Origin of the sequence: Pseudoalteromonas holothuriae (assembly GCF_945859825.1) — a bacterium.
In the GTDB taxonomy this organism is placed as follows: domain Bacteria; phylum Pseudomonadota; class Gammaproteobacteria; order Enterobacterales; family Alteromonadaceae; genus Pseudoalteromonas; species Pseudoalteromonas holothuriae.
Map to the genome: position 1 here is coordinate 55,041 of NZ_CAMAPC010000023.1, position 11,620 is coordinate 66,660.

Here is an 11,620-nt window from a genome sequence, read left to right on the forward strand (position 1 = left end):
AAATGGACTTTCGCATAGTTGTAGAGCGAGGTTTAACAACCCCGCTCCTTGAAAAGTTACTTAATATCTCTGCGAGTATGAACAGCATCCACTAACCCGTATTCCACAGCATCTTGTGCGCTCATGAAATTGTCACGGTCAGTGTCACGAGACACAACATCAAATGGTTGACCAGTATGTTCAGCCATTAATCGATTTAGTTTCTCTTTAATCGATAAGATTTCTTTGGCATGAATTTCAAAATCCGACGCCTGCCCTTGAAATCCACCTAACGGCTGATGAATCATCACACGTGAATTGGGTAAACAATAGCGCTTACCTTTAGCACCGCCTGATAGTAAGAAAGCGCCCATACTTGCTGCTTGACCAACACATACCGTGCTTATATCAGGTTTAATAAAGTTCATCGTATCATAAATCGACATACCAGCAGTTACAGAACCACCTGGTGAATTTATATATAGATAAATATCTTTCTCTGGGCTTTCAGACTCTAAAAATAATAACTGCGCGACTATCAAATTTGCCATTTGATCTTCAACTTGCCCAGTTAAGAAAATAATACGCTCTTTTAAAAGGCGCGAATAAATATCGAAAGAGCGCTCACCTTTGGCCGTTTGTTCAACAACCATAGGTACTAATGCATTGAAAGGGTCGATCATACCGTCATTCATATCTTTTATTCCTTAATCCGCAGCGTTCTAGGCAGGCTGCGTTTAGTTGGTATTCTTGCCTACAAAAAAAATGGCCCGGATAAACTACAAACCAGTGTAGAACATCACGAGCCATTAAATCGTTAGCTTAGCGTTAAGTCAATGACTTATTATGCGCCTTGCTGTGGATTCATGATTTCATCAAATGCTTTTTCAACTTCAGAAACTTGCGCACCAGCTAAAATAGATTCTACTGCTTGCTCTTCCATTGCTACATTACGCATTTGCTGCATCATTTGATCATTGCTCTTATAATAAGCAACAACTTCTGTTGGATCTTCATATGCTGATGCAACAGTATCAATTAACTCATCAACTTTTGCGTCATCAACTTTGATATCGCTCGCTTTAATAACTTCGCCTAATAAAAGGCCTGTTTTAACGCGAGTAACAGCTTGTTCATGAAACAGCTCAGCGGGAAGCTCAGGCATGTTTTGAGCGTTACCGCCAAAGCGCTGTGCAGCTTGCTGACGTAAAGCATCGATTTCTTGATCGATTAGTGATTTCGGTACTTCAGTTTCGTTATGCTCTAAAAGACCCTTGATCGCTTGATCTTTCACATTCGCTTTAATAGCTTGAGAAAGTTCACGAGTCATATTCTTTTTAACTTCTTCTTTGAGCGCATCTACACCGCCTTCAGCAACACCAAACTTAGTTGCGAATTCGTCATCTAACTCAGGAAGTGCTTGAGCTTCAACTTTTTTCACTGTAATTGTGAACTGTGCAGGCTTACCTTTTAAGTTTTCTGCATGATATTCCTCAGGGAAAGTCACGTCAGCAACAACTTCATCGCCAGCTTTTTTGCCAATGATGTTGTCTTCAAAACCTGGGATCATACGACCCTGACCAAGCTCAAGTGGAAAGTCTTCAGCTCTGCCACCTTCAAACTCTTCACCCTCAACAGTACCTACGAAGTCAACCGTTACACGGTCGCTTTCGCCAGCCGCTGCATCACTTTCAGCCCATGTAGCGTGTTGCTTACGAAGCGTATCTAGCATATTTGCTAAGTCTTCGTCAGTTACATCTACAACAGGCTTTTCAACCGTGATTTTATCTAAGTCTTTTAATGCAACTTCTGGGTAAACCTCAAAAGTTGCATCAAATTCTAAGTCTTTGCCTGCATCTAATGACTTTGGCGCAAAAGAAGGTGCACCAGCAGGGTTGATTTTTTCAGCAACAATCGCCTCAATGTAGTTACGTTGCATTAATTCACCTGCAACTTCTTGACGAACTGCAGCACCAAACCGTTTTTGGATAACAGACACTGGTACTTTACCAGGACGGAAACCATCAATACGCTGGGTTTTAGACAGTTGTTGTAAGCGTTTTTTTACTTCAGTCTCAACGTTCTCTGCAGGAACGGTGATAGTCAGACGGCGCTCAAGGCCTTGAGTCGTCTCAACAGAAACTTGCATGATTTACCTCAATCTTCAATTTTGGCGACAACGCGCCTTCTTTACAAACAAGTTACACATCATGCCTTAATCAGCCTATCCACGGAAGTCCGTTTTGAGCACCAATTGCATGTGTCATTCTTGCTGCCTGCCCTTCATGGGCGCTATGTTAAACAATAGACGCGGCATTATAACCTATAAAAATGTTTAGTCGAGCAATCAGGATAAATTTATGAAGAAATAAGGGCTGAACGGTTAAAAGTTAGTTAATTTTAGGAATATAGAAGAGTATAAAGTGGTCGGCGATGCAGGATTTGAACCTGCGACCCCTTGGACCCAAACCAAGTGCGCTACCAAACTGCGCTAATCGCCGATAAATTTATTTTTAAGAAGTGGTCGGCGATGCAGGATTTGAACCTGCGACCCCTTGGACCCAAACCAAGTGCGCTACCAAACTGCGCTAATCGCCGACGGAAGTATGTAGATGGGGCGACTGATGGGACTTGAACCCACGACAACCGGAATCACAATCCAGGGCTCTACCAACTGAGCTACAGCCGCCACTACATAGAGACTTAAAATAAGAATGGCGCACCCTGAAGGATTCGAACCTTCGACCGACGCCTTAGAAGGGCGTTGCTCTATCCAGCTGAGCTAAGGGCGCAAAACTCGAGATAACATCTAGATGCTACTTCAACTTATTTTAAAAGTGGTCGGCGATGCAGGATTTGAACCTGCGACCCCTTGGACCCAAACCAAGTGCGCTACCAAACTGCGCTAATCGCCGATACCATTTGTTGTTTTGAGCAGTGCTCGTTGACAACGGGGTGCATAATAGTGATTTGACCGTACTAGGTCAAACACTTTTTCAAAAAAAACATTCAAGTGGCTACTTTTACGACAAAATGTATAAAAAGCAGATCACTTAGCTGAAAATCATACAGTTTTCTCGACTATCGCAACAATATAATGCGGTTCAATGCCTTAAAAAGCATATATCAGCTTGGCGCATCCATTATTTTCTGAGAAAATGGCATTTCTGCTGCGGTTATAGTAGTAGTATTTTGAGCTTAACCCCTATACGCTCATATTCGTTCAAGTTTTTAATTCCAATAAAGGTCACCCATGACGGCAAACATCATTGATGGTAAGGCAATCGCCAAACAAGTACGTAATACAGTAAAAAAACGTGTTGCCGAGCGCGTTGAGCAAGGTTCACGTGCCCCCGGGCTCGCAGTAGTGTTGGTAGGACAAGACCCAGCAAGTCAAGTTTATGTCGGTTCAAAGCGCAAAGCCTGTGAAGAAGTCGGCTTTATTTCAAAATCCTTTGACTTACCCGGAGATACTAACGAGCAAAAGTTACTCGAACTGATTGACTCTCTCAACAGTGACCCTGAAGTTGACGGCATACTTGTACAACTACCTTTACCAAAAGGATTAGACGCAGAGAAAATTCTTGAGCGTATTCATCCACATAAAGATGTGGATGGTTTTCACCCATATAACATTGGTCGTTTAGCACAAAGAATGCCTGCGCTGCGCCCTTGTACGCCAAAAGGTATAATCACGCTACTTGATTCAACAGCCGTTAGGTATAAAGGTATGCATGCCGTTGTTGTTGGTGCGTCTAACATTGTCGGGCGCCCAATGTCATTAGAGTTGCTACTTGCAGGTTGCACCACCACCGTATGTCACAAATTTACTCAAGACTTAGAAGCGCACGTAAGACGTGCAGATTTACTGGTCGTTGCGGTTGGCAAGCCAGAATTTATTCCTGGCGATTGGATTAAAGAAGGTGCCATTGTTATTGATGTTGGTATTAACCGACTAGAATCAGGCAAGCTAGTAGGCGATGTGCAATATGGTATCGCTGAACAAAAAGCAAGCTTTATTACCCCTGTACCCGGCGGCGTTGGTCCAATGACAGTAGCAAGCTTAATTGAGAATACACTTGAAGCGTGTGAAAACTATCATGGCTAACAGTCTTAGTTTCTATCCTGAGATAGTGCTTAGATAATCAAAAAAGGAGCAAAATGCTCCTTTTATTGTTTTATACCAATTGCATTAAATAAATGACACAGATTTCTAAACACTACTGTCATTTTAACTCGCAATCATGATCACTGTATTAATAAAATTGGTATTATAATTTGCCTTGAGATTTTTCTTCCTCTTCCCTTCTCTTTTGGGCTTGCTCGTATTCTTTCGCAATTTCTTGTTCAATAACCGCTCTTTGTTCTTGATAAGCCTCCTGTGATATTGTCCCATCAGCCAGCATCTTATCCAGTGCTTCAAGTTGTTCTTTTAGCTCTTCAAGCTTTTCCTTGTTTACTCCCATTCGCTGTAAAAGTGCCGCTTCTTGAGCTTTTTCCAGAAAGGTTTGGTTACGTAAATAGGTCGAAACATCTTTATTGCGCAACTGTTCACTCAAAGACGAAGGCTGGGTACTTGCCATTTCTTTAGCAAATTCTTGCCTCTTATCAGGATGGTTCAATTGAGTGTTTTTCGTTGCTGTTGTACTTTTCTTAATTGGTTCATTTATACCGTTAAAAAGCAGCATGGTTATCTCCTTGATAGATTGCTGACGTTGTAGCACATTAATCAAGCAATATGTATGCCTTTGTATAGTATTTAAACCTTGAATTGACTAAAAATAAACTTTGTTAGCAAGCAGCATTCTGCCTATCTCATGTAATTTTTTGTAAAGGTAATTAATAATCACATTCTTTGCACAATTGTCTCCCATCTTATTAATCAACCAAGCAACACAGCTGAAAATTCGATTGTATTATGAATTAGCTACTGTTGCGATTTAGACTAACCAAAGCAACGAGAGAAATTGATTATGAAACGTTCAATTATTAATACTGCAATCGCCATCGCTACTTTAACCACACTCACTGTTAGCGCCAATGCAGAAGCCAAAAAGGGGGGGAAAGGCAGATACAAAGCCCCAGAAGCCGTATTTATAAAACTAGATGCTGACCAAAACGCAGTCCTCACCCTTAACGAATTACTTGCAAATATTGAGTCTAGAGCACAAAAGAAACTCGATCGTGCAGACACAAATATCAGTTCTGAAATCGAGCTAGATGAATACTTAGCCAAAAAACGTCATAGCGTTGATTTGTCTGAATTTGCGGCCGATATTGTACAATGCGTACAGGATACAAAAGATGCAACCGAAGGTAGCAATATTATAGTTCCAGCTGCTAGTCACTTCGCATCACCACAAAGCAAATTTACTCAATTAGATACTGATAACAGCGGCGGTATTAGCCTAACTGAAATAACCAATACTCTAACCGCCCATCAGACTGACGCCTTTTCAGCCATGGATGAAAACATCGATAATAGCGTAACACTGGAAGAGTTTATTCAACATGGCGAGAATAGACGAGCAACCACAGAAGCAGTAAAAGCATGTATTGATAGCTTAATTACTTTAGACGAACCTGTATAATCAACCTCAGCAGTGGATCAGATAAGTAAAACCATTGCACTACTCTGCTCTTGCACCGAGCAGGGTAGTACTCAATTTAATGACTATTCTGGATGTCTGCTAACTAAGTTTGCCTAAACTAATTTGTCTGAACATGTTGGGACAAACTTCTATAAAATAACTTAGTGACCCGTGTTTCTGGCAACCACCCTGAATAGCTTAGTCCTAATGGGGCTAAAGGCCTTGCCGCTTGGATTGCCTCTAAAGTTTTGTGCTCTTTCATTGACGCTAACATTAACTGCTTTGCATGTTTTAATAGCGCAAGATATGAGGTTAAACTTTGCTTATCTGTAACAGGACCATGACCGGGGATAACCTTTGTCTTATCGTCGATACGCTCAACGGTTGCCTCAACAGCTTTAATTAAGCCATCTAAGTTACCGCCACTATCCACATCGACAAATGGCAAACTATTTAAATTAAAGAAAATATCACCCATATGTACAACATTAGCGTTTTTATAAAAAATTACTGCGTCACCATCTGTATGTGCATGAGCAAAGTGCCATAAATGTGCATGTTCACCATTAAAATGCAGTGTTAAATCTTTACTAAAACTGATAACAGGAAGGTAGCTTGACCCTTCTCCATGCTTTTCTTTTAATCTATTATAAACATTATGATGGGCAATTACATGGCTACCCGCGTTAGCAAAATTTTCATTACCTCCGGTATGATCACCATGATGGTGAGTGTTGATCACAAATTCAGGTGCACCAGGTTGAAGTTGGCTGATTTGCTTTTTAATATCCTCACTAAGTTTTGCAAATTGATCATCTACAAGATAGATGCCATCTTCTCCAGTGCTAATTGCGATGTTGCCCCCTTGACCATAGAGAACATGGAGATTGCTAGAAATTTGCTGTATTTTAAATTCGACTTTTGCCCACGTATTCAAAGAAGCGACTGCAATAGTTGCAAAAACACCTGCTAAAGTTAATTTTTTCATAATTAGAGTCCGTATTTATTTTTTCAATACGATATGTAGCAGTTAATAGATTAAAATTGCAACAAATTGGAAGTTAACTTCAAGCTACTAACTCATTGATGAGTCATAATCGATAAAGTCTCGTTCAGTGGTAACCATTTCCCCGTTGATGCTACTTGATAAATAGAAACCTGAAGTTACTTATGTCACTTCTCTAGGCGATAGCCGCCTAAGTTTCGTTTAATAAAACAAGTGTGGAATGATTCCGAAACGCCTACAGTTTAATTTTTGCTATTAAAAAATATCACCTAACTTAATAAAAAATAATGCATTAATCCAGTACCTACAACTAACTGTTTGTACATTACCCGTTCTGTATAAAGTGAAAAGTCGACACAGTATTGAGTACATCAGAGCGTAAAAGGTATGTTCCTATTAGAGGTGGTAGACAACCATATATGATCAATATATGGTTGTTATAAGTATAAATAATTAACTTAGTAATCTGCCCTTTATTTGATAGGCCCATGCGGTAAATTTACATCCGGATTTTGGCCTCTTTGCCTTAATAAGTGATCCATTAAGGTAATTGCCATCATGGCTTCTGCTATCGGAATTGCTCTAATACCAACACAGGGGTCATGACGACCTTTCGTTATCATCTCGATAGATTCGTTAGCCGTATTAATACTCTGACCGGGTATCGTGATGCTTGAAGTGGGTTTTAAAGCAATTGAAGCAACAATATCTTGCCCCGTTGAAATACCCGCTAATACACCACCAGCGTGATTACTAGTAAAGCCATCTGGAGTAAGCTCATCTCTGTGCTCAGAACCTTTTTGCTCAACAACCGCAAAACCGTCACCAATTTCAACCCCTTTAACAGCGTTGATACTCATTAATGAGTGAGCGAGTTCAGCATCAAGCCTATCAAATACAGGTTCACCCAATCCAACAGGTACATTTTTTGCCACGACCATGACTTTAGCGCCTATCGAGTCTCCTGACTTTTTTAGATCGCGCATATATTCATCAAGTGCCTCTAGCTTGCTCTCGTCAGGGAAAAAGAAGGGGTTTTGTTCAACCGCAGACCAATTAAACAGTTCTGCCTTAATAGGCCCTAATTGCGACAAACAAGCGTTAATTTCGATACCATGTATTTGTCGCAAATACTTTTTGGCGATGCCACCTGCGGCAACACGAATGGCGGTTTCTCGAGCTGATGAGCGCCCTCCGCCTCGATAATCTCTATGTCCATACTTGTGCCAATAGGTATAATCACCATGACCTGGACGAAATACATCAGCAATTTTGCTGTAATCTTTTGAGCGCTGATCAGTATTTTCTATCAATAGTCCAATGCTAGTACCTGTTGTTTTTCCTTCAAAAACGCCTGACAATATTTTTATTTCATCCCCTTCACGTCGTTGTGTGGTGTAACGACTCTGCCCGGGTTTTCTTCTATCTAAATCTATTTGTAAATCAGCTTCGTTTAGCTCTAGTCCTGCTGGCACGCCATCGACAACACCACCTAGTGCATGTCCATGACTTTCGCCAAAGGTACTCACTTTAAAAAGCTGACCTATGCTGTTACCTGCCATTACATTTCCTCATTCCAAATGACACCCAATACCACTAAACCTGAATAATACTAATCAGCTTAGTCGCTAAAATAATCTACTAACTGCTGCTTTGAGATTGCAAAAACCCCTAAACCACCATGTTCAAACTCTAGCCATTCAAATGGTGCATCAGGGTACAACGCCTCCATATGTACCATAGAGTTACCCACCTCGACAAATAGGATACCGTTGTCAGTTAAATGTGATGCAGCTTGTTGTAAAATTTTACGCGTCACATCAAGGCCGTCCTCACCTGACGCTAACCCAAGCTCAGGTTCATGATGAAACTCATGCGGTAAATCTGCCATGTCTTCAGCATCTACGTATGGAGGGTTTGCCACAATCAGATCATATTTTTGCCCTTCAATACCGCTGAAAACATCAGATTGAATAGCAAACACTTGCTCTTGCAACATATAATCATCAATATTGATGCTAGCAACTTCCAAGGCATCATATGAAATATCCACAGCATCTACTTGAGACTCAGGAAAAGCCTGTGCCAAAGCAATCGCAATACAAGCAGACCCTGTACACATATCTAATATACGAGATATAGATTGCTCTTCACTAAGCCACGGTGCAAATTTATCGTTGATCAACTCTGCAAATGGTGAACGTGGCACTAGCACTCGCTCATCTACGTAAAATGGCATGCCTGCAAACCATGCTTGATTAGTAAGGTAAGCAACCGGCGTACGTTCAACTATGCGCGTTTCAATATAACTTAACAGACGTACTTTCTCTGAGCGTGTTAAACGCGAACTCATAAGTTCTGTCGGTGTATCCAGTGGTAAGTTTAAAATTGGTAAAATCAAACTAACCGCTTCATCCCACGCATTGTCGGTACCATGTCCGAAAAACAACCCTTCATTTGCGAATTGACTAGTAGTCCAACGCAGCCAATCACTAATTGTTAGTAAATCATTTACTGTTTCTTCTGTCAGGGCTTCTGTTACCTGGAATTCGCTCATATCAATATCTCGGTCATAATTATGTCACTGTCGCTATTGTAGCGGTTTTTAAGCTGGGTTTTTACGCTTTTTTTAATTAGAATAACACCATGAAAAAACAACGCCCGACCTCACCCAAAATCGATGATGCTGATTTAGATTTATTTCGTCAGTCGATTTCTGGTGCCAAACAATTTAAGCAAGATACCGTACGCTTTAATAAGGCACCTAGCAAGCCAAAACTCAATGAACTGGCAACACAAAAGAAACAGCATCAATCAGAATTTTACTTCTCCGATGAATATATTCCTGATATAGACACTCATGGCACCGTGCAATATGTTAAACAAGGCGCTGATCGATACTTAGCAAAACAGTTACGCCGAGGTGATTTTGCCCCTGAGCTAACGCTTGACTTACACGGACTAAATAAAGATGCAGCAAAAGAAGAGCTGGCCGCATTGATCCATGCCTGTAAAAAGCAACATTACTATTGTGCAAGTGTAATACATGGCATTGGTGAGCATGTCCTAAAACATAAAGTACCTCAATACTTAGTTCAGCACCCCGATATATTAGCAATGCATCAAGCGCCGTTAGAATATGGCGGTAAAGGCGCAGTGCTCATATTAATTGATCTTCCCCAATCCGATGAGTTCAGACGTTAACTAGACTGCTCAGCTGTGAATTAACTGGCCCATACAAGCTTGTTTAGTTAATATGCCTTTAAAATAGACTACAACAAATTTGACAGGGCCATATGAACGAATTACTAAGTGCAGATTTAGCAATCTTGCTTATTGAGCCATCCCCTACCCAACGAAAAGTGATAGCCAAAGAGCTTCAAGGTGAGGGGATACTAAACATTGATTTTGCTGACTCAATTGCAGATGCAAAAAAGCAACTAGCTGATAATATTCCTGATTTACTTATATCTTGCTTACATTTATCAGATGGCAGTGCCGTTGATATTCAGCACTATATCAACCATGAGTTAAGCGAACACTCTATCCCTTTTATGTTGATTTCAAGTGAAACACGAAAAGCGCAGTTGGAGATATTTAAACAATCCGGCGTTATTGCTATTTTGCCTAAGCCATTTAATAAGCTTCATCTAGGTAAAGCCATCAATACCACTCTCGATATCTTATCACCCCAAGAGCTAGAGTTAGACTTATACGACGTGCAAGACTTGCGAATACTGATTGTGGACGACTCACGACTTGCACGAAAGCATATTCGCAGAGTATTAACCAATTTAGGTGCCCATCGCTTCACTGAAGCCGAAGATGGCGCCCAGGCAATTGATATACTGCAAAATGATATGTTTGATTTAATCGTTACTGATTACAATATGCCACAAGTGAATGGTCAAGAGCTAACCCAAACCATTCGCAACAGCGATGAACATGCTCATATTCCCGTTCTAATGGTTACATCAGAAGCAAATGATACGCACTTGTCTAATATTATGCAGTCTGGTGTTAATGCGCTTTGCGATAAACCATTTGAGCCTGAAACAGTTAAAAAGCTAATTTACCAACTACTTGAGCAATAACAGCTAAAACATGGCATTTTTAGCCAATTAATGTGGTCAATTTAACAACGCAATGCTAGTTGGCCACACAAAACAAAAAATAAAATTATTTAATAACAATGAGATAAAATAAAAAAACAATTTGGCACAACCTTTGTAATACCTATTGCGACTAACTTATTAAATGGAGCAATATTATGAAAACAATGACTAAACTAACAGCAATCTTACTACTATGTGGTGCAAGTGTATCAACCCAAGCTAATGAATTAACTACCGATGTAACCAGTGATTTATCTAACATTATTAGCAAAACAATCAGCAGCAGTATTAGCAATAGCCTTGAAGAGCTAAAAGCAACAACTCTTGAATCGGTTTCTTTCTCTTTAGATAATGCCAGCACACAAACGAATCAGTTAATTAAACAGCAAACAACACTTACTAAAGAGGCTACAAACAATGGCGAATGAGTTAATGCTTGTGAGCTTGCTTGCATTACCCGTGATTAGTACATTTTTTGCTTATGGTAGTATAGAGTTACTGCGTTTTGTGGGGCAAAAGTTGAGTATGGGGTAAGATAATGGTAGCAACAAGAACAACCAAGGTGCGTTGGCAATAAAATGCTTACTATAACGCGCCTTCGTTTTCAGTTAACCACTAAGCAAAGCCTTACGATATTTATAAATACTAACTACCCTTCAATTTTACTCTAGCACTAGGCGCTTGTCCTTGCGCAAAACACTTCATTCGTCAATTGCAATTTTGAGTTATCCAAAACAGACTTTGTAGAGCTTGCTGTAAAGTACGAAAACACTTCAAAAATGCCCTCCTAAAGAGCGCACTTATTTATTAACCTGAATCTCGTTTAAGAAATTGAACTAAATGCCTGTTCCGAGATCCGATCTTTCGACCAAGAACGATTGGATAAACAAGGAACAGGCATGATTAAATTAGTTGAATTGTTTTGCGAT

Annotated in this window: 11 protein-coding genes and 5 tRNA genes; 5 read left to right on the forward strand and 11 right to left on the reverse strand. The window is 40.2% G+C overall.

Annotation, left to right across the window (positions count from 1 at the left end):
- Window positions 1-56 precede the first annotated feature (56 nt).
- The 7 genes from clpP to OCI93_RS19075 form a co-directional block, all read right to left on the reverse strand.
- Entirely contained in the window at window positions 57-674 is a 618-nt protein-coding gene (clpP, locus tag OCI93_RS19045) for an ATP-dependent Clp endopeptidase proteolytic subunit ClpP (protein ID WP_261594833.1), read from the reverse strand.
- Between the two features lie 149 nt (window positions 675-823).
- Window positions 824-2,128, reverse strand: coding sequence for a trigger factor (gene tig, locus OCI93_RS19050; protein WP_261594834.1), 1,305 nt, complete (start codon window positions 2,126-2,128; stop codon window positions 824-826).
- Window positions 2,129-2,403: 275 nt separating this feature from the next.
- Window positions 2,404-2,480, reverse strand: a tRNA-Pro gene (locus tag OCI93_RS19055).
- A gap of 20 nt (window positions 2,481-2,500) precedes the next feature.
- Window positions 2,501-2,577: transfer RNA gene (locus OCI93_RS19060), tRNA-Pro, on the reverse strand.
- A 15-nt stretch (window positions 2,578-2,592) separates the two neighbouring features.
- Window positions 2,593-2,668: transfer RNA gene (locus OCI93_RS19065), tRNA-His, on the reverse strand.
- A 26-nt stretch (window positions 2,669-2,694) separates the two neighbouring features.
- Window positions 2,695-2,771, reverse strand: a tRNA-Arg gene (locus tag OCI93_RS19070).
- Between the two features lie 46 nt (window positions 2,772-2,817).
- Window positions 2,818-2,894, reverse strand: a tRNA-Pro gene (locus OCI93_RS19075).
- A 338-nt stretch (window positions 2,895-3,232) separates the two neighbouring features.
- On the opposite strand from OCI93_RS19075, the gene folD reads away from it, so the two are divergent.
- Entirely contained in the window at window positions 3,233-4,087 is an 855-nt protein-coding gene (gene folD, locus OCI93_RS19080) for a bifunctional methylenetetrahydrofolate dehydrogenase/methenyltetrahydrofolate cyclohydrolase FolD (protein WP_261594835.1), read from the forward strand.
- 163 nt (window positions 4,088-4,250) lie between these two features.
- Here folD and OCI93_RS19085 read toward each other — a convergent pair whose 3' ends face one another.
- Window positions 4,251-4,667 (reverse strand): hypothetical protein, encoded by a 417-nt coding sequence (locus OCI93_RS19085; RefSeq protein WP_261627060.1) that lies wholly within the window; start codon window positions 4,665-4,667, stop codon window positions 4,251-4,253.
- A gap of 285 nt (window positions 4,668-4,952) precedes the next feature.
- On the opposite strand from OCI93_RS19085, the gene OCI93_RS19090 reads away from it, so the two are divergent.
- Window positions 4,953-5,570, forward strand: coding sequence for an EF-hand domain-containing protein (locus tag OCI93_RS19090; RefSeq protein ID WP_261627061.1), 618 nt, complete (start codon window positions 4,953-4,955; stop codon window positions 5,568-5,570).
- A 118-nt stretch (window positions 5,571-5,688) separates the two neighbouring features.
- Here OCI93_RS19090 and OCI93_RS19095 read toward each other — a convergent pair whose 3' ends face one another.
- The 3 genes from OCI93_RS19095 to prmB form a co-directional block, all read right to left on the reverse strand.
- The gene (locus tag OCI93_RS19095; RefSeq protein ID WP_261627063.1) at window positions 5,689-6,558 is read right to left on the reverse strand and encodes an MBL fold metallo-hydrolase; all 870 of its coding nucleotides are present in this window, start codon (window positions 6,556-6,558) and stop codon (window positions 5,689-5,691) included.
- A gap of 491 nt (window positions 6,559-7,049) precedes the next feature.
- On the reverse strand, window positions 7,050-8,138 hold the full coding sequence (gene aroC / locus OCI93_RS19100; protein WP_261627064.1) for a chorismate synthase: 1,089 nt from the start codon (window positions 8,136-8,138) through the stop codon (window positions 7,050-7,052).
- Window positions 8,139-8,197: 59 nt separating this feature from the next.
- Complete coding sequence (gene prmB / locus OCI93_RS19105) at window positions 8,198-9,133, reverse strand: 50S ribosomal protein L3 N(5)-glutamine methyltransferase (protein WP_261627067.1); 936 nt, start codon at window positions 9,131-9,133, stop codon at window positions 8,198-8,200.
- An 89-nt stretch (window positions 9,134-9,222) separates the two neighbouring features.
- Here prmB and smrB point away from each other — a divergent pair, with 89 nt between their 5' ends.
- The 3 genes from smrB to OCI93_RS19120 all read left to right on the forward strand — a co-directional run bounded on the left by smrB (window position 9,223) and on the right by OCI93_RS19120 (window position 11,119).
- Window positions 9,223-9,780, forward strand: coding sequence for an endonuclease SmrB (gene smrB / locus OCI93_RS19110; RefSeq protein ID WP_261594842.1), 558 nt, complete (start codon window positions 9,223-9,225; stop codon window positions 9,778-9,780).
- 92 nt (window positions 9,781-9,872) lie between these two features.
- A complete protein-coding gene (locus OCI93_RS19115; protein ID WP_261627068.1) occupies window positions 9,873-10,670 on the forward strand; it encodes a response regulator in 798 nt (265 codons plus the stop codon).
- Window positions 10,671-10,846: 176 nt separating this feature from the next.
- Window positions 10,847-11,119, forward strand: coding sequence for a hypothetical protein (locus tag OCI93_RS19120; protein WP_261627069.1), 273 nt, complete (start codon window positions 10,847-10,849; stop codon window positions 11,117-11,119).
- Window positions 11,120-11,620 lie beyond the last annotated feature (501 nt).